We start from the raw sequence: 17,741 nt of genomic DNA on the forward strand, positions 1-17,741 counted from the left end.
ACCGTCGGCGCCGGGCTGGGGCTCTCCTTCGCCGGGGCCGCCGCGGCGCGCGCGGTGTGCTGAGGGGCGGCGAAACGCGTTGTGGCCCGCCCCCGGTGGGGGCGGGCCACAACGCGTGTCCGAGGGGTCAGTCGATGCCGGGCAGGATGTGCGGCTCGGCGAGGTCCTCCTCGTAACCGGCCAGGCGGATCGGCGCGGATCTGGCCCAGACCTCGATGTTCTGGAGCTTCTCGCTGCCGCGCCCCGGCTTTGCGTGCCGTTCGGTCGGACGCTTCTCTTGCTTCGTCAATTCCGGTGTCGTCACCGCGCACTCCTTCGTGTCGCGTAGCCCCGGGCGTCGCCGACGCTCCGGTTCTCATTGCCGGGAATCAGCCGCCCATGCGGGGCAGGGGCAGGAACAGTTCGGTCGCGGTGGCGCCGGGTACGGGGCGGGACGGCGACTTGGTTGACAAGCCTGTCCCAGGACGGTCGAGGAAGGTTCGTGGACTCCTCGATGACGTCCGTTCACATCAGAGTAACCAAATGAGCGCGTCCGCGCTCGATGGAACGTGTGCCATGGGTCACTTTCAGCCACCGCGTACGGAAAAGACCCGGCCAGGAAATCATCCCCGCCGGGTCTCCGCACTCCGGGGCGACCGCCCCCGCTCCCCTACCAGTTGGCGGGGGCGTAGTCCTTCAGGAAGCAGCCGTACAGCGCCTCGCCGGCCTCGCCGCGCACGATGGGGTCGTAGACCCGGGCGGCGCCGTCGACCAGGTCGAGCGGGGCGTGGAAGCCCTCCTCCGCCAGCCGCATCTTGTCCGGGTGCGGGCGCTCGTCGGTGATCCAGCCGGTGTCGACGGCGGTCATCAGGATGCCGTCCTTCTCGAACATCTCCTGGGCGCTGGTGCGGGTCAGCATGTTCAGCGCGGCCTTGGCCATGTTGGTGTGCGGGTGTCCCGCACCCTTGTAGCCGCGCCCGAAGACGCCCTCCATCGCGGAGACGTTGACCACGTACGCGTGCTTGGCGGCGGTGGCCGCCATGGCCGGGCGGAGCCGGCTGATCAGGATGAACGGCGCCGTGGAGTTGCAGAGCTGGACTTCCAGCAGCTCGATCGGCTCGACCTCGTCGACTGTCTGGATCCAGCTGTTGGTGTCGTGCAGGTCCGGGACGAGACCGCCCGCGTCGATCGCGGTGCCTGCGGCGATCCGGGCCGGCGTCGCCGAACCGCTGACCAGGGCCAGGTCCGTGACCTCCTGGGCGCTCAGCGCCTCCTTGCGCGCGGCGGGCAGGGCGGCGACCCGGTCGACGCTGCCGCTGCCGAAGGTGCCGATGACCTCGGCGGCGGGCAGCTCACCGGTGGGCAGCGGGGCGGACTCGGCGGTGAGCAGTTCGCCGTACGCCTGCGGGGAGCGGCGGACCGTCTGCGCCGCGTTGTTGATCAGGATGTCGAGCGGGCCCTCGGCCGCCACCGAGTCGGCGAGCGCGACGACCTGGGCCGGGTCGCGCAGGTCGATGCCGACGATCTTCAGGCGGTGGATCCACTCGTCGCTGTCCTCCATCGCCTTGAAGCGGCGGATCGCGTCGTTGGGGAAGCGCGTGGTGATCGTGGTGTGCGCCCCGTCCCGGAGCAGCCGCAGCGCGATGTACATGCCGATCTTGGCGCGGCCGCCGGTGAGCAGCGCCCGGCGGCCTGTCAGGTCGGTGCGCGCGTCGCGGCGGGCGCGGTTCTCCCGGGCGCAGTCCTGGCAGAGCTGGTGGTAGAACGCGTCGACCTCGACGTACCGCGTCTTGCACACGTAGCAGGACCGGGGCCGCTGGAGGATGCCGGCGATCTCGCTCCGGGCGGACGAGGACGGCAGGACCCCCTGGGTCTCGTCGTCGATCCGCTCGGCCGAGCCGGTGGCGGTGGCCTCGGTCACCGCCTTGTCGTGCGCGGTCTTGGCGGCCCGGCGCTCCTGGCGCCGGCGCTGCTTCACGGTCCGGTAGACCCCGGCGGTGGCCCGGCGTACCGCGATGGCGTCCGGGTGGTCGACCTCGATGGTGTCGAGCTCGTCCAGCACGCTCAGGCAGACGGCCAGCCGCTCGGGGTCGACACCGGGGCCGAATGTCTCGGTCCCGGCCACGATCTCGGGGCCGTCCTCTGTCACCGTCATCGCCGTTCCTCTGTGCTCGTGCCGGCCTCACCGGGGGCGTGGGGCTCGGTCAAGTTTGCCATGGTCCGCGTGCTGCTCCGATCGGGTGAGCGCGGGGCCGGGCGGAAGGAGCGCAAAAAAGTTTCGCATCAGTTGTGCATGGCCTCGCGAATCCGGGGCAAGCGGTGTGCGAAGCACTTGGCGAGCAGGAGGGGCCACACATCATGGCGACCACGACGGAGCGGACCGACGGAGTCCTCGGCGACACGCGCACACTCCCCGTACAGGACGGCGCACCCCTCGGTGCGGGGAACGGGGAGCTGCCGTGGATCGAGGACACCGGGAAGGTCGCCCCCAAGGACGCCCGGGCCCTCTCGAAGTTGTTCCTGGACCAGCTGCAGACGCTGGAGGAGGGCACGCACGAGTACCAGTACGCGCGCAACACCCTCATCGAGATGAATCTCTCGCTGGTGCGGTACGCCGCCTCGCGGTTCCGCAACCGCGGCGGTGACGACACCGAGGACATCATCCAGGTCGGCACCATCGGCCTGATCAAGGCCATCGACCGCTTCGACCTCTCGCGCGAGGTGGAGTTCGCCACATTCGCCGTCCCCTATATCGTCGGCGAGATCAAGCGCTTCTTCCGGGACACCACCTGGGCGGTGCACGTGCCGCGCCGGCTCCAGGAGCTGCGGGTCGATCTCGCGAAGGCGAAGGAGACGCTGTCGGCGCGGCTGGACCGCGATCCGACGGTCGCCGAGCTGGCCGCCCACCTCGATCTGTCCGAGGAGGACATCATCGAGGGCCTGGTCGCGGCCAACGGGTACTCGGCGGGTTCGATCGACACCCCCACCGCCGAGACGGACGCCGGCAACGAGCAGCGGTCGCTGGCCGATGTGATCGGTGAGTCCGACCCCGGCATGGAGACCGTGGAGAACCTGCACACGCTGGCGCCCCTGCTGGAGCAGCTGGACGAGCGCGAGCGCCGGATCGTCCAGATGCGGTTCGGCGAGGAGATGACGCAGGCCCAGATCGGCGCGGAGCTCGGGGTCTCGCAGATGCACGTGTCCCGGCTGCTCGCCCGTATCGTCAAGCGGCTGCGGGCGGGGATGTCCGTGGAAGCCTGACCCTCTCGAATCGGTCACACACCGACGGAGTGTGGCCGAAGACGATGTGAACGACGCCCGGCGGCAGATCGCCGGGCGTCGTTCACATATGCTGCGCAACACCGGCGGGCGGCCCGCTCGGTACAAGGAGAGAGTGAAACGTGGCTGAGATGCGCCTGGGCGCCCCGGCCCGACCTCCCGTCCCAGGGGCCTTCCCGGTCCAGGCGGCATCCGAGGCGGACGACCGCGACTCCGTGTGGGACGTCGGCGGCACCATTCTGCTGGTCGAGGACGACGCGGGTGACGCCCTGCTCGTCGAGGAGATGCTCGCCGACGGCGAGCTGGACCCGACGCTGACCTGGTGCAAGACCCTGTCCGAGGCGCTGGCCTTCCTGCGGTCGCACCACTCTCCCGTCTGCGTACTGCTCGACCTGCATCTGCCCGACGTACACGGTCTGAGTGCCGTCACCCAGATCGTGGAGACGTCCCCCGACGCCGCGATCGTGGTGCTCACCGGCCTGGCCGAGTCCGACGCGGGGCTCGCCGCCGTGGCGACGGGCGCACAGGACTACCTGATGAAGGGGCTGCTCGATCCGCAGGCCCTCGCGCGCGCCATCCGGTACGCCCTCCAGCGCAAGCAGGTCGAGCGGGCCGCCTCCGCGCTGCGGGCCAACCAGCTGATGGCGCAGGAGAACGCCCGCCTGGAACGCGGGCTGCTGCCCGTCCCCCTGCTGAACGACGACAGCTTCCAGGCCGTCGCCCGCTACGAGCCGGGCCGGGCCCACGGGCTGCTCAGCGGTGACTTCTACGACGTGGTCCAGACGCCGGACGGCACGGTGTGGGCGGTCATCGGCGACGTGTCGGGGCACGGCGCGGCGGAGGCGGCGCTCGGGGTGTGCCTGCGGGTCGCCTGGCGCACCGCCGTCCTGTGCGGCACCGATCCGCTGGAACAGCTCGGGCTCCTGGAGTCGATCCTGGTGGCCGAGCGCTCCGACCCCCATGTCTTCGCGACCGTCACCTCGCTGGCCTTTCCGCCCGGCCGCGACCGCGTCCGCGTCATGCGGGCCGGCCACCCCGGGCTGCTGCTCCGGCACGGCGCGGGGGTCGACTGGGTGGAGCCCGAGGGCGGGATAGCACTCGGGCTGCTGCCGGGGCACGGCCAGTGGTCTGTCACCGATGTGGAACTCGCGCCCGGCGCCGCCCTCGTCCTGTTCACCGACGGCCTCTTCGAGGGGCGCACCGGACCGCACAGCCGCCTGGGCGAGGACGGGCTGCTCGACATGGCCCGGGACCGGGCGTCACTCGGCGCCCGTCCGTTCATCGACGCACTGGTCGCCGGCGCCACGGAGGCCGCGGCCCCCCACGGGGGTCTCGCCGACGACGTCGCCGTCCTGCACCTCGGCTGGAGAAGCACCTCGCATGAGTAATGAGATACCGGACCCCGTCGTACAGCCGGCCGGCAGGTGGGCGCGGCTGTCCGTACAGAACTGGGTCCATCTGATCCTGGGCGCCTTCGTCCTCGTCGTCTGCGGCTGCGTGGTCGCGGGCGGCCTGGTGCTGGCCGGGATCTCGGACCGGACCACCGAGCTGGTGGACAGCATCCAGCCCGCCCGCTCGGCCTCCTTCCAGCTCCAGAACGCCCTGCTGAACCAGGAGACGGGGGTACGGGGCTACGCGCTGACCGGTGACGACTCGTTCCTGGAGCCGTTCGCCGCCGGCAAGAAGGAGGAGACGGACCGGCTGGCCCGGGTGCGCTCCGCGATGGACGACGAGCAGCCGTACAGCCGCGACCTCGACCGGATCGCGGCCGCCGTCGCGGAGTGGCGCCGGGTGCACGCCGACCCGCTGATCGCCGATGTCCGGCGCGACGGCCCCGGGACGCGCTCGTCCGCCAGGACGGCCGAGAGCAAGGCCGCGTTCGACAAGCTGCGGCAGTTGTACGGCACCCAGCAGGCGCGTCTCGACGCCGCCCGGGACCGGGTGCGCGGCGAGCTGGACGATGCCCGCCGCACCCGCGACCGGGTCCTCACCACCCTGCTGATCGTGTTCGCGCTCTGCGTGATCGCCCTCAGCATGCTGCTCCAGCGCACCGTGGGGCGGCCGCTGAACGCGCTCGCCGAGGCGTCCCGGCGGGTCCGCTCCAGCAGCTTCCGCCGGCAGCGGATCGAGGTGCGCGGGCCCGCCGACGTACGGGCGGTGGCCGCCGCGGTCGAGGACATGCGGGGCAGGCTGGTGGCCGAGCTCGACGCCGTACAGGAGCGGGAGGACGTGCTGGCGCAGCAGGCCGTGGAGCTGCGCAGGTCCAACTCGGAGCTGGAGCAGTTCGCGTACGTCGCCTCGCACGACCTCCAGGAGCCGCTGCGGAAGGTGGCCTCGTTCTGCCAGCTGCTGGACAAGCGGTACGGGAACGAGCTCGACGGCCGCGGCAAGCAGTACATCGACTTCGCGGTCGACGGCGCCAAGCGCATGCAGGTGCTCATCAACGACCTGCTGACGTTCTCCCGGGTCGGCCGGGTCCACGACAGCTGGACGCCCGTGGAGCTCGACCGGTCCCTGGACCGCGCGCTGGCCAACCTGGCGATGGTGATCGAGGAGTCGGGGACCACGGTCGTCCGGGAGGACCCGCTCCCAGCGGTCACCGGTGACTCCACGACGCTCGCGATGATCTGGCAGAACCTGATCGGGAACGCCGTGAAGTTCCGCCGCGCCGACGAGCCGTGCGTGATCACGGTCGGCTGCGAGCGGGAGGGCGGCGACTGGCACTTCACGGTGGCCGACAACGGGATCGGCATCGCGCCGGAGTTCGCGGAGAAGGTCTTCGTCATCTTCCAGCGCCTGCACGCCCGTGACGAGTACGACGGGACGGGCATCGGCCTCGCCCTGTGCCGCAAGATCATCGAGTTCCACGGGGGCAGGATCTGGCTCGATCCCGATTCCCGTCACGGGGCGCGGGTCCACTTCTCGCTGCCCGCCGACCCCGAGCCCGAACCCGCGGAAACCCACGACGCCGCAGCCCCTGCGGAGATCTCCGGAGCGACCACGTGAACACCCCTGTAGAGCCCATCGAGGTCCTGCTGGTCGAGGACGACCCGGGCGACGAGCTGATGACCCGTGAGGCGTTCGAGGACAACAAGATCCGCAACACGCTCCATGTGGTCCGTGACGGCGAGGAGGCGCTCGACTTCCTGTACCGCCGGGGTGCCCACGCGGACGCGCCCCGGCCCGATCTGATCCTGCTCGACCTGAACCTGCCGAAGTACGACGGCCGCCAGGTGCTGGAGCAGATCAAGCAGGACCCGGAGCTCGCGCTGATCCCCGTCGTCGTGCTCACGACGTCCTCCGCCGAGGAGGACATCCTGCGCAGCTACAAGCTGCACGCCAACGCCTACGTCACCAAGCCGGTCGACCTGGACCAGTTCATCGCGGCCGTCCGGCAGATCGATGACTTCTTCGTCACCGTGGTGCGGCTTCCCGGCCGCGCGTAATATTCGCTGACGACGCAGGGGAGTGGGATCTCCCGACGTGGGTACACGATCACAAGAAAGAGGTCCGCGACCTCCCCGCTGCGCCCTGGCTGGAGCACATGAACGAACAGGCGATCTCCCCGCCGGACGACTCCCCCCGGAGCTGTCCGCCCACGGAGGCTCTGCACAGCGCCGAGGTGTTCGACGGAGAGCCGGGGTGCATTTCCCAGGCGCGGGCACTTGCGGACCGCTTTCTCGGCCGACTGGTGTCCGAGTGGATGGCCGTGCTGGGCACTCACACCCGTAACGACCTGATGCTGGCCGTGAGCGAGCTGGTCACCAACGCGGAGCGCTACAGCCACGGCCCGTATCTGCTGGAGCTGGAGGGCACGGCGCAGCGGATCAGCATCACGGTGTACGACAGCAGCAGCGCGCTGCCCGTTTTCTACGCCCCCGACCCGAGCCGCCTGGGCGGCCACGGCATGGAGATCGTGGTGGCCCTCTGCGACCGCGTCACGGCCGAGCGGGTGCCGGTCGGCAAGCGCATCCGGGCCGAGTTCACGCTGAGCAGCTGAGCCGGCCGGGGAGCACCGGGCGGGCGGCGTCCCGGACCGGGCTCAGGCGGCGTCGGGCTCAGCCCTTGGCCTCGGGCCGGCCGAACCAGTCGATGCACATGACCATGGCGTCGTCCAACGTGTCCGACGCCCGGTGTTCCGCCAGTTCACGCAGGACCGCGCCGGGCACGGCGGCCGCCGGCAGCAGCCGGGTGGCGAGGACGGCCCTGGGCAGGCCGCGTTCCGCGAATGCCTCTCCGAGCGGTGAGACCGCGTCATAGACCCCGTCGCTGACGAGCAGCAGCCGGTCGCCGGGGCGGGCCTGGAGGTGCTGAACGGCGTACTGCGACTCCTCGAACATCCCCAGCGGGAGCTGGGCGTCGAGCGCGACCCGGGTGACCGTGCGACCGCGCAGCCGCCACAACTGCGGGGAACCCGCGTCCACCGCTTCGACCGATCCCGTGGGCAGGTCGAAGCGGAGGAGCAGGGTCGAGACGTGGGCGGCGCCGCGGTGCTGCTCGTAGATGGCCTGGTCGGCCAGGGCCGCCTGGTCCGCGATGCCGATCCCGGCCCTTCTGGCGTTGCGCAGCGCGTTGACGGCGAGGTTGGTGAGGAGGGAGGCGCGGATGCCCTCCCCCAGGCCGTTGGTCACGGCGACGCTCAGCTGGTCGCCCTCGGCCGCCCAGTCGAAGTTGTCGCCGTGGATGGCGTAGGCGGGTTCGAGCTGGGCTCCTATGGCGTACTCGGCGGCGACGAACGACCTGGCCGGGAGCAGCTGCCACTGCATCTCGGCGGCGAGGGTGAGGCGCGTGGTGCGCCGGGCCCGCTGGTAGTGGTCGGTGTCCCGTTCGGCGACGACGATCTCGTGGCCGAGGAGGTCCGCGACATGGGTGAGGTCGTCCGTGATCTGCGGGGTGGCGCGCGCGGAGGGCAGCCGGACGGTGAGGATGCCGAGGCGTTCGCCCCGGACGGTGACCGGGAAGTGGTGGTCCGCCGCGTCGTCGGAGCCGGTGCGGCCCTGGTGCGGGCGCTGGCTGCCGAAGGCGCGGCCCTGCGGGCTGTTGTTCAGGGAGAGCGGCTGGCCGGGGCCGTCGCCGGCGTCGACCGGGTTGAGCACGGTCATTCCGTAATCCGCCAGGAGAAGCTGCACGGAGAGGGCCCCGTACGATGTCGCGAGGATCTCGCGCACCGTCTTCACCAGGGCATACGGCGGCGCCGCGCGGAGCGCTCGTTCGATATCCGTGGGGGCATTCACTCTGTTTCGCCCATTCTTCGGTGGCCGGCGGGAGCGGAGCCAGGCTGACAGGAGCACGCTACGGGTGACAGAGTGGAAGAATGCCCCACCGCACCGGACTCCCTCACCGCCCTGCACAGGTGTCCGAGGACGTCTGTGCCGCGTCCGAGCTTCTGGAGGTGTTGTGGGGACGGGGCCAGGAGGCCGCCGCCCGGGGAGTTGTCTCCCCCTCCCAGCTTCGCGCGCTCCTCGTCGTCGAGCAGCAGGAGGGGAGCAATCTGCGCTCGCTCGGGGAGGCACTCGGCTCGCGGGCCCCGTCGGTGAGCCGGCTGTGCGACCGCATGGAGGCCATGGGACTGGTCCAGCGGGACCCCAGCCCGACGAGCCGCCGGGAGGTCGAACTCCGGCTGACCCTTCAGGGCCGGGAGCTGCTGGAGGAGTACCGGGCGATCCGCACGCGGGAGCTGACCGCCGTGCTGGAGCGGATGCAGCCCTCCGAGGTGGCCGCTCTCGCCGTGGGACTGACCGCCTTCCGCTCGGCGGCATCGCAGCGGCTCACCGGTGAGCGGAGGACCGCCGCCCGGCTTCGCGACGATGTCGCGGACAGCGCCTAGCTTCATGCACGCCCCTGCTTCCGCGTTCCGAAGGCGCCGCTCGGACGGGCGCTCACGTTGATCGTTCGGTACAGATTGTTGCCCCACGAAGAATGTTGTCAAATGGCAACTGTTACTTTTATCGTTGAGCATTCCCGCCGCGAGCAGGGACGGAGCAGAATCGGACTGCCCGTCCGATCGCGGCGTTACCCCCGCCGCCCAGTGCAACACGAGGTGAACGTGCTTCCACCGCCCAGCGCCGGCAGAGCCATGCAGATCGTCCCACGTCATGAACGTGGGGCGTTGGTGCTCGCTGTAACCGGTGACCTCGACATCGACAACGTGGCGGCCCTCGGCACCGCGCTGGAGAACGCGTCGCGTGAGGGTGCCGGGCCGGTCGTCGTGGACCTGTCGGACGTGAGTTTCGCCGACTCCACGACGGTGAACGTGCTGCTGCAGGGACAGGCGGCTCTCGGGCCGCGGCTGCGGCTCGCCGCACCGTCGGTCTTCATGGAACGGCTGATCTCCGTTCTGGGCCTGGACAGCGCCGTCCCGGTCTTTCCGAGCGTCGCCGAGGCGATCGACCCGCCGATTCCCGCGTAGCGAAGAGGCAAACACCGAGCGCCCTTCTCCCCGCCGACGGGGAGAAGGGCGCTCGGCCGTGTGGCCGCCCGGTCAGTCGAGGGCGGGCGGGGCGTCCTCGGGCGAGGTGCCCCACGCCGACGGCTCGTCGCCCACCGTGAAGGAGAGCGAGCGGGCCGAGCGGATGTCGTCCGTGGTCAGGTACGTACGCGACTGCGTCGCGCCGTCGATCCGGGCGGACTGGATGTAGCGGTCGGCGTCCGAGGCGCCGGGGGCGCTCACGGTCAGCGCACCGCGCGGGTAATAGCGCCGGTCGAGCTTGATGTCGACGCGTTCGAACGCGGGCGTGGACAGGCCCCAGGTGTCGGTGCCCGGCTGAACCGGGAAGACGCCGATGGACGAGAGCACCATCCAGGCGGACATCGTGCCGAGGTCGTCGTTGCCGGTCATGCCGGTCGGGCCGTTGGTGAAGAGCGTCAGGGCCGCGTGGACCACGTCGGTCGTCTTCCACGGCTGGCCGGTGGAGAGGTAGGTGTACGGGGCGATGAGGTCGGGCTCGTTCTGCGGGTTGTACTTGTCGGCGTTGTAGTACGCGTACGGTCCGTTCACCCACACCTCGCGGGCGGTCTTCGCCGGGTCGGCGAGGAGCTCGTCGTACGCGAAGAACGAGTCGAGCCGCTCGTTGGCGGCGTCCTTCCCGCCGATCAGGTCGACCATGCCGGGGATGTCCTGCGGGACCATCCACTGGTACTGCCAGGACGTGCCCTCGTGGAAGCCCTCGCTCTCCGCCGGGTCGGCGGGACCGGTGAACGCGCCGGCGGCGTCGCGGGCGCGGAAGAAGCCGGTCGAGGGGTCGAAGATCTTCCGGTAGTTCTGGGCGCGGGCCTCGTAGCGTGCCGCGTCGGCCTTGTGGCCGAGGTCGCGGGCCATCTCGGCGAGCATGCCGTCGGCGAGGGCGTACTCCAGGGTCGCGGAGGCGCCGTGGTCGAAGTCGGAGTCACCGGGCTTCGCGTGCGGCCGGTCCTTGATGTACGGGGCGAAGCCGTCCTTCAGGTACTGGACGTTGGCCTCGCGGCCCACGGGCGCGGAGTCGGTGGGCGGCACCCCGTCCGCGTTCTTCTTGAGGGCGCGGTACGCCTCCTCCTCGTACCCCTTCAGCAGGCCCTGCTGGTAGGCGTTGGTGAGGAAGGGGGTGACCGGGTCGCCGGTCATGATGTTGGTCTCGACCGTGCCGTAGCCCCACTTGGGCAGCCAGCCGCTCTCCGCGTCGATGCGCAGGACGGATATCGCCATGTCGCGGGATTCACGCGGGGCGAGCAGGGAAAGCAGCTGGGCCTGGGTGCGATAGGTGTCCCAGAGCGACCAGTTCTGGTAGTACGTGAAGCCTTTCGCCCTGTGCTTCTTCTGGTCCCAACCGGTGTAGCGGCCGTCCACGTCGCTGCCCACGTTGGGCGCGAGGAAGGACCGGTAGAGGGAGGAGTAGAAGGTCCGGCGCAGCTCGTCGCCGCCGCCCTGGGCCTTCACGCCTTCGAGGCGGTCCTCCCAGGTGCGTTCGGCGGAGCGCAGGACGTGGTCGAAGCCGTGGCCGCCCTCGGCGCGGAGGTTGAGCGCGGCACCCTTGGCGTCGACGTAGCTGAGGGCCGTGGTGGCCTCGACGGTGCGGTCCTTGGTGGTGTCGAACCGCAGCCAGGCGCCGTTGCGGGCGTCGGTGGCCTTCGACTTCTTCGCGCCGGTGACGGTGTCGCCGTTCCAGGTGCCCGAGGTGGTGAAGGGGCGGTCGAACCGGGTGATCGTGTAGACCGTGTACGCCTTGGTGTCCTGGCAGAAGCCGCTGCCGGTGATGGCGGTCCGCACGGTGCGGTTGTCCAGGATCTCCACGTCGGACGAGAGCGTCCGGTGCAGCGACTGGCCCGCGTTGAGCAGGACGTTGGCCTTGTCGGTGGCCGGGAAGGTGTAGCGCTGGACGCCGGTGCGCTGCGTGGCGGTCAGCTCGGCCTCGATGCCCGTCTTGAGCCCGACCTTGTAGTAGCCGGGGCTCGCCTTCTCGTCGTCGTGGCTGAACTCCGCCGCGTACTTGGCGTAGTCGGTCTCCGTGACGTCGCCGGTGGTGGGCAGCGTCGGCAGGTCGCCGCCGAGCCCGCAGCCGACTCCGGAGAGGTGGACGGACGAGAAGCCGCGGATGTGGTTCTCGCCGTAGTCGTAACCGGTGTTGTGGCCGGTGTCCGGCGAGAGCTGCACCATGCCGAAGGGCACGGAGGCGCCGGGATAGGTGTTGCCCTCGTTCTGGGTGCCGATGAACGGGTTGACCAGATCGGTCAGCCGGCCGTCGCTCCGGGGGGCGGCCTCGGCCGTGGCCCCCGGGAGGAGGACACCGCCCAGGAGCGCGGCGGCGGCGAGTACGGCCGCCGGGCCGCGCAGTCCCGGCCGTGGGGTCCGATGCATGGTGAGACTCCTTAGGACAACGTTGTCAGAGCGCGATCATTCTTGGATTCCGCTGTGACCACGTCAAGGGGTCGGACGGACACCTCGCGTGTCGGTCCCGTGAAGGCCGCCCCCGTCAAGATCCTTCTGACGTCCGCCGCGCGGAGGACTACCGTCAAGAGGAGGACACCCGGACCACTGCCGTACTACCAAAGCAGTACGCCGGATCGCCGCCTCAGGGACGACGACGCGGCGGCTGGAAAAGGGGATCGTGGTGTACATGAGTTCCCTTGCGCTGTCCGTGCTCCTGTCACTGGTCTCCGCGGTCGCCTACGCGGCCGGGGCGATCGTCCAGGAGCGCGTGGCCACGGCCACCGACGGCCGCTCTCTCGCACCGCTGCGCAACCGGGTCTGGTGGGCGGCCGTCACGCTCAACGGGCTGGGCGCCGTCCTGCACGTGGTGGCGCTGGCGTACGGCCCGCTGAGCCTCGTACAGCCGCTGGGGGCGCTCACGATCGTCTTCGCGCTGCCGATGGCCGCGTTGTTCGTACGTCGCAGGGCCGGGGCCACGGCGTGGCGCGGCGCGGTCATGGCGACGGCGGGTCTGGCCGGGCTGCTCGCGCTCACCGGCAGCTCCGACGCGCACAGCCTGGGGGCGCCGCAGCAGCTGATGCTGGCCGTGGTGACGTTCGGTGCGGTGGCCGTGCTGGTGCTGGTCTCGCGGGCGATGCGCCGGCCGGTGATGCGGAGTGTGGTGCTGGCCGGGGCGGCGGGCGTCGCGTTCGGCATCGCGTCGGTGTACACGAAGACCGTGGCCATGGAGTGGACGGCGGGCGCCGTGAAGTCCGGTCTCATGCCCCTGCTGGTGATCGCGGCGCTGGCGGGCTCCGGTCTGCTGCTGTCCCAGGCGGCCTACCGGGGCGCGGGTCTGACGGCCCCGCTGGCCACGGTGACCGTGGTGAATCCGGTGGTGGCCGCGGCGGTGGGGATCACGCTGTTCGGCGAGCAGTTCCGGCACGGGGTCACGGGCACGGTGCTGGCCCTGGTGTGCGGGGCGGTCGCGGCCGGCGGGCTGATCATGCTGACCACGGAACGGATGACCACGGAACGGATGACCGCCGAGCGGCCGGCGCCGGTGGAGCCGGAGACCTCGGATGCGGAAGACGCGGCGGAGCCGGCGGATTTCGCCGTGCCCGCCGGGCCGCCGGCCTCGACGGGCACCCTGTCTCGCACGGTGGAGCCGGTTCCGGCCACCGCGGCCGGCCCCGAGCCGGCGGGTCCTCGGACACCCCGCCCGGCGCTTCCCGTGCGGATGCCGCTGGAGGGCCTGGCCGGCCGGGTGGAGTTCGGCCCTCCCCCGGGCGCCGCACGCAGGGCCGCCGCCGAGGAGGCCGGTGACCGGGGCCTTCAGACCTTGACGCCGCCCGCCCGGAGGTAGGCCAGGGGGTCGATGTCGGAGCCGTACTCGGGGCCGGTACGGACCTCGAAGTGCAGGTGCGGGCCCGTGACGTTGCCGGTGGCGCCGGAGCGGGCGATCCGCTGGCCGCCGCCGACGTGCTGCCCGCCGCGCACGAGCAGCGACGACAGATGCGCGTACTGGCTGTACTTGCCGTCACCGTGCCGGATGACGACCTGGTAGCCGTACGGCCCCGCCCAGCCCGCCGATACGACGGTGCCGGCCGCCATCGCCTTGACGGAGGTGCCGGTGGGGACGGGGAAGTCGACGCCCGTGTGGAAGCCGCTGGACCAGGAACCCGCCTGGTGGTACGGGGTACCGGTGCGGGCCACGACCGGGGCGGTGAGCCCGCTGTGCTTCTGCGCGTGCTCGGTCTTGTGCGTCTGGGTCTTGTGGGTCTCGGTCTTGTGCGTCTGGGTCTTCTTCGGCTGCGGCCTCGTCTGCTCCTTCTGCTGCGGCTTGGCCTTCTGGACGGGTTTCGGCGTCGCCTTGGGCGTTGCCCTGGGCGTCGCCTTCGGGGCCGTCTTGGCTGCCGTCCTCGGTTCGGCCTTGGCCGCCGTCCTCGGTGTGGCCTTCGTGGCCGTCCTGGGCGTGCCGGTCAGGGTCAGGCGCTGGCCGGGGAAGATGAGGTCCGGGTCGTCGCCGACGACCGCGCGGTTCGCCGCGTAGAGCCGCTGCCAGCCGCCCTGGAGGTGCCGGCCGTCCGCGATCCCGGAGAGCGAGTCGCCGGGCGTCACGGTGTACGACTCGCGCTTGCCCGGGACCGTGGTCGGCGTGGCCGGGGGTGTGGACTGCTTGGTCTGCGTGGGGCGGGACGACAACGACGCGTTGTCCTGCTTCTTCGGCGTCGAAACGCTGGCCCTGCGCTCGCTCTGCGGGCTGACGTCGGGCGTGGCACCGCCCCGGGTCAGGCCCGCCTTTCCGGAGCAGACCGGCCAGGCGCCGGGGCCCTGGCCCTCCAGGACCTTCTCCGCGATGGCGATCTGCTGGTCCCTGGTGGCGAGGTCGGCGCGCGCCGCGTAGACCGTGCCGCCGTACGCCGCCCAGGTCGAGCGGGTGAACTGGAGGCCGCCGAAGTAGCCGTTGCCGCTGTTGATGTGCCAGTTGCCGGTGGACTCGCAAGCGGCGACCTTCTCCCAGACGTCCGTCGAGGCGGCGCCCGCCGAAGCGGCGGTGAGGAGCGGGAGGGCGAGGCCGGCGCCTCCTGCCGTGACGGTGAGCGAAGCCCGGTTGATGCGGCTCGGCTGGTATCTGCGGTGCCGTCCGTTCGCGGCCATGATGTGGCTCCCCCACTGGCTGTTGGACATGTCGCAAGCGGTCAACTTATGTGCAAACAGCGGGTGATGACAAGACCACGGTACGTTCCGGCCATCGCCGCGCGGCGCGGGTGCGGGGCAGTCGGCGGAGGGCGAAGGCCGGCGGCCACCCGGCACCCAGGGAGCGTTCCGACGCGCCGACCGCCTTGCCGTTGGCGCGCGACGTGATCGTGAGCAGACGGTCCTTGCCGTCGAGGTCCCCGGTTTCCCCCAGAACGAGGGCCGGGGGCATCGCAGGGCCCCACCCCTGGACCGGGGCCCGAACAGGCCCGCCCCGGGCCCCCATTGACACGGTTGGCGGCGAGCGGGGACGCTGGGCGCGACAGCCGGGAGAGCGCTCTCCGATTTCCGTGGGAGCGCGGTGCACGAAGGAGCATGGCCGCCATGACGGACGAAGAGACCGAACCGCTGCTCGACAAGCTGGACGCGGCACAGAAGGTCCGTCTGCTCACCGGGGCCAGCACCTGGCGCACGTATGCCGAACCGGCCGCCGGGCTGCGCGCGCTCACCCTCTCCGACGGCCCGGCCGGCGTCCGGGGCGAGACCTGGGACGAACGCGAGACCTCGCTCGTCCTCCCCTCCCCCTCCGCGCTCGCCGCCTCCTGGGACGAACGGCTGCTGACGGACCTCGGCGCGCTGCTCGCCTCCGAGGCGAGACGCAAGGGCGTCGACGTGCTCCTGGCCCCCACCCTCAACCTGCACCGTTCCCCGCTGGGCGGCCGGCACTTCGAGTGCTTCTCCGAGGACCCGCTGCTCACCGGCCGCACCGGCACGGCGCTGATCCGGGGCATCCAGTCGGGCGGAGTGGCCGCCACCGCGAAGCACTTGGTCGGCAACGACGCCGAGACGGACCGGCTGACCATCGACGTCCGGATGGATGAACGCACCCTGCACGAGGTGTATCTCGCCCCGTTCGAGGAGGCCGTCGCGGCCGGGGTCTGGGCCGTCATGTCCGCGTACAACAAGGTCGACGGCGTCACCATGTCCGCGTCACCGCTCCTGGAGCACCCGCTCAAGGACGAGTGGGGCTTCGACGGCCTCGTGGTCTCCGACTGGGGCGGTGTGCGGACCCTCCTCGACGCCGCGCGCTCCGGCCAGGACCTGGCGATGCCGGGCCCGGACGGCCCCTGGGCGGCCGGGCTGCTCGCGGCGCTCGAAGCGGGCCTGGTCCCCGCCGAAGCCGTGGACGACAAGGTACGCAGGCTGCTGCGGCTGGCCCGCCGGGTGGGCGCGCTCGGCCCGGACCGCCCGGCGCGCGGGACCGCGACGGCTCCGGAGGCCGGGCGTGCCCTGCTGCGCCGTGCCGTGTCCGCCGGCGCGGTGCTGCTGCGCAACGAGGGCGGGCTGCTGCCGCTCGACGCGTCGGCGCTGACGTCCGTGGCCGTGATCGGGCCGCACGCCACCGCCGTACGCATCCAGGGCGGCGGCAGCGCGGAGGTGTTCCCCGAACACGTGGTGACCCCGCTGGCCGGGCTCGAGCGGGAGCTCGACGGGGTGGCGTCGGTGACGTACCGGCGGGGTCTTCCCCCGTCCGGCCGGCCCGAACCGCTCGGCCGCGACCGGGCCCGCGATCCGCGCGACGGCGAACCCGGGGTGCTGGTGCGGCTGCTCGACGCGGACGGGGCCGAACTCCACGCGGAGCACCGGCTGTCCGGGCGGATCGTGGAACCGTCGGTGCCCGCGGGGGACGCGGCGTTCGTCGAGATCCGGACGCTCTACCGGCCCGCCGAGAGCGGCACATGGACCTGGGCGGTGGGCGGCTGGGGCGACATCTCGCTCTCCGTCGACGGGCGCGAGGTGCTGTCCGGCACCTTCCCGCTGGACAGCGACGACCCGACCCGGGTGCACGTCGCCCCGCCCCTGCACACCGCCCGCGTGGACCTGACGGCGGGCCGCGAGGTGGAGGTCGTCGCGCTCCGCTCGCTCGCCCCGGGATCGGGGGTCGCGACGATCCTCGCCGCCGCCCCGCCTGCAGGCGCCACGGAGGCCGCGCTCGCCGAAGCGGTCGCTGCCGCACGCGCGGCCGACGTGGCGGTGGTGGTCGTGGGCACGACGGAGCAGAGCGAGTCCGAGGGGCACGACCGGGAGAGCCTGGACCTGCCGGAGGGCCAGGACGCGCTGGTGCGGGCGGTGGTGCGGGCCAACCCGCGCACCGTCGTCGTGGTCAACGCGGGCGGCCCGGTCGCCCTGCCCTGGCACACCCGGGTGCCCGCGCTGCTGCTCGCCTGGTTCCCGGGCCAGGAGGCCGGGGACGGTCTTGCCGACGTGCTGTTCGGACGCGCCGAGCCCGGCGGCCGGCTGCCGACCACCTGGGCAGCCACCCAGGACGACGTACCGGTGCTCGGGACCGCGCCCGACGCCGACGGGCGGCTGCACTACGCCGAGGGCCCGCACATCGGTTACCGGGCCTGGCTGCGGTCGGGGGCCGCTCCGGCGTACTGGTTCGGCCACGGGCTCGGGTACACCGACTGGGCGTACGAGGAACTGACGGCCCCGGCGGCGGTGCGGGCCGGGGAGCCCTTCGACGTACGGGTGCGGGTGCGGAACACCGGACGGCGGCGCGGGCGGGAGGTGGTGCAGGTGTACGTGGCGCGGAGCGGGTCCGCCGTGGAGCGGCCGGTGCGCAAGCTCATCGGTTACGCGGCGGTCGGGGCGGAGCCCGGGGAGAGCGCGGTCGCGGTGGTCCGCGTGGACGGGCGGGCGCTGGCCCACTGGTCGCCCGGGGGGCTCGGCTGGGAGACGGAGGCGGGTGCGTTCACGCTGCTCGGGGGCCGTTCGGCGGGCGATCTGCCGCTCACCGCGCGGATCGTGGCGCGGGTGGGTGCGGACTCGGCCGGGAAAGGATCCGGTAACGGTTCGGAGCACGATGGAGAGCGCTCTCCGCTGATGCTATAAATGCGCT

The 17,741-nt window shown here is 71.8% G+C and carries 14 protein-coding genes; 9 read left to right on the forward strand and 5 right to left on the reverse strand.

Annotated elements, in window-relative coordinates; all coding sequences use genetic code 11:
* Positions 1-127 precede the first annotated feature (127 nt).
* Complete coding sequence (locus tag OG867_RS01035; protein ID WP_406281627.1) at positions 128-304, reverse strand: hypothetical protein; 177 nt, start codon at positions 302-304, stop codon at positions 128-130.
* Positions 305-649: 345 nt separating this feature from the next.
* On the reverse strand, positions 650-2,134 hold the full coding sequence (locus OG867_RS01040; RefSeq protein ID WP_406281630.1) for an SDR family NAD(P)-dependent oxidoreductase: 1,485 nt from the start codon (positions 2,132-2,134) through the stop codon (positions 650-652).
* A 203-nt stretch (positions 2,135-2,337) separates the two neighbouring features.
* Here OG867_RS01040 and OG867_RS01045 point away from each other — a divergent pair, with 203 nt between their 5' ends.
* From OG867_RS01045 to OG867_RS01065, 5 genes are all read left to right on the forward strand, one after another.
* Positions 2,338-3,240 (forward strand): RNA polymerase sigma factor SigF, encoded by a 903-nt coding sequence (locus tag OG867_RS01045; protein ID WP_328903798.1) that lies wholly within the window; start codon positions 2,338-2,340, stop codon positions 3,238-3,240.
* Between the two features lie 149 nt (positions 3,241-3,389).
* Positions 3,390-4,646 (forward strand): PP2C family protein-serine/threonine phosphatase, encoded by a 1,257-nt coding sequence (locus OG867_RS01050; protein WP_406290694.1) that lies wholly within the window; start codon positions 3,390-3,392, stop codon positions 4,644-4,646.
* Positions 4,639-6,264, forward strand: coding sequence for a CHASE3 domain-containing protein (locus OG867_RS01055; protein WP_406281634.1), 1,626 nt, complete (start codon positions 4,639-4,641; stop codon positions 6,262-6,264). Before OG867_RS01050 ends, OG867_RS01055 begins: the two co-directional genes overlap by 8 nt.
* Entirely contained in the window at positions 6,261-6,704 is a 444-nt protein-coding gene (locus tag OG867_RS01060; protein ID WP_328903796.1) for a response regulator, read from the forward strand. The genes OG867_RS01055 and OG867_RS01060 overlap by 4 nt, the downstream gene beginning before the upstream one ends.
* Before the next feature lie 98 nt (positions 6,705-6,802).
* A complete protein-coding gene (locus OG867_RS01065; RefSeq protein ID WP_328903795.1) occupies positions 6,803-7,258 on the forward strand; it encodes an ATP-binding protein in 456 nt (151 codons plus the stop codon).
* Positions 7,259-7,316: 58 nt separating this feature from the next.
* On the opposite strand, the gene OG867_RS01070 is transcribed toward OG867_RS01065, so the two are convergent.
* Complete coding sequence (locus tag OG867_RS01070; RefSeq protein ID WP_406281639.1) at positions 7,317-8,492, reverse strand: PP2C family protein-serine/threonine phosphatase; 1,176 nt, start codon at positions 8,490-8,492, stop codon at positions 7,317-7,319.
* An 80-nt stretch (positions 8,493-8,572) separates the two neighbouring features.
* On the opposite strand from OG867_RS01070, the gene OG867_RS01075 reads away from it, so the two are divergent.
* Together OG867_RS01075 and OG867_RS01080 are read left to right on the forward strand one after the other, a co-directional pair.
* Positions 8,573-9,085: a MarR family winged helix-turn-helix transcriptional regulator gene (locus OG867_RS01075; RefSeq protein ID WP_406281642.1), complete on the forward strand. Its 513-nt coding sequence runs from the start codon at positions 8,573-8,575 to the stop codon at positions 9,083-9,085.
* A 249-nt stretch (positions 9,086-9,334) separates the two neighbouring features.
* Positions 9,335-9,667, forward strand: coding sequence for an STAS domain-containing protein (locus OG867_RS01080; RefSeq protein ID WP_328903792.1), 333 nt, complete (start codon positions 9,335-9,337; stop codon positions 9,665-9,667).
* Positions 9,668-9,739: 72 nt separating this feature from the next.
* Here OG867_RS01080 and OG867_RS01085 read toward each other — a convergent pair whose 3' ends face one another.
* Entirely contained in the window at positions 9,740-12,088 is a 2,349-nt protein-coding gene (locus OG867_RS01085; protein WP_406281645.1) for a GH92 family glycosyl hydrolase, read from the reverse strand.
* A 250-nt stretch (positions 12,089-12,338) separates the two neighbouring features.
* Between OG867_RS01085 and OG867_RS01090 the strand changes: the two genes are divergently transcribed.
* Positions 12,339-13,505 (forward strand): DMT family transporter, encoded by a 1,167-nt coding sequence (locus tag OG867_RS01090; RefSeq protein ID WP_406281648.1) that lies wholly within the window; start codon positions 12,339-12,341, stop codon positions 13,503-13,505.
* Here OG867_RS01090 and OG867_RS01095 read toward each other — a convergent pair.
* Complete coding sequence (locus OG867_RS01095) at positions 13,475-14,800, reverse strand: transglycosylase family protein (protein WP_406281651.1); 1,326 nt, start codon at positions 14,798-14,800, stop codon at positions 13,475-13,477. The two genes, OG867_RS01090 and OG867_RS01095, sit on opposite strands and share 31 nt — an antisense overlap.
* 423 nt (positions 14,801-15,223) lie before the next feature.
* On the opposite strand from OG867_RS01095, the gene OG867_RS01100 reads away from it, so the two are divergent.
* Positions 15,224-17,734 carry a glycoside hydrolase family 3 C-terminal domain-containing protein gene (locus tag OG867_RS01100; protein WP_406281654.1) on the forward strand — a complete coding sequence of 837 codons (2,511 nt, stop codon included), beginning with the start codon at positions 15,224-15,226 and terminating at the stop codon, positions 17,732-17,734.
* The last annotated feature ends 7 nt before the right edge of the window (positions 17,735-17,741 follow it).

The organism is Streptomyces sp. NBC_00209 (assembly GCF_045206345.1).
GTDB lineage: Bacteria > Actinomycetota > Actinomycetes > Streptomycetales > Streptomycetaceae > Streptomyces.

Bases quoted from the DNA above. Each gene is read 5' to 3' on its own strand.
- OG867_RS01095 (WP_406281651.1), bottom strand. From the start codon at position 14,800: ATGGCCGCGAACGGACGGCACCGCAGATACCAGCCGAGCCGCATCAAC.
- OG867_RS01075 (WP_406281642.1), top strand. From the start codon at position 8,573: ATGCCCCACCGCACCGGACTCCCTCACCGCCCTGCACAGGTGTCCGAG.
- OG867_RS01065 (WP_328903795.1), top strand. From the start codon at position 6,803: ATGAACGAACAGGCGATCTCCCCGCCGGACGACTCCCCCCGGAGCTGT.
- OG867_RS01040 (WP_406281630.1), bottom strand. From the start codon at position 2,134: ATGACGGTGACAGAGGACGGCCCCGAGATCGTGGCCGGGACCGAGACA.
- OG867_RS01050 (WP_406290694.1), top strand. From the start codon at position 3,390: ATGCGCCTGGGCGCCCCGGCCCGACCTCCCGTCCCAGGGGCCTTCCCG.
- OG867_RS01055 (WP_406281634.1), top strand. From the start codon at position 4,639: ATGAGTAATGAGATACCGGACCCCGTCGTACAGCCGGCCGGCAGGTGG.
- OG867_RS01085 (WP_406281645.1), bottom strand. From the start codon at position 12,088: ATGCATCGGACCCCACGGCCGGGACTGCGCGGCCCGGCGGCCGTACTC.
- OG867_RS01100 (WP_406281654.1), top strand. From the start codon at position 15,224: ATGACGGACGAAGAGACCGAACCGCTGCTCGACAAGCTGGACGCGGCA.
- OG867_RS01080 (WP_328903792.1), top strand. From the start codon at position 9,335: ATGCAGATCGTCCCACGTCATGAACGTGGGGCGTTGGTGCTCGCTGTA.
- OG867_RS01045 (WP_328903798.1), top strand. From the start codon at position 2,338: ATGGCGACCACGACGGAGCGGACCGACGGAGTCCTCGGCGACACGCGC.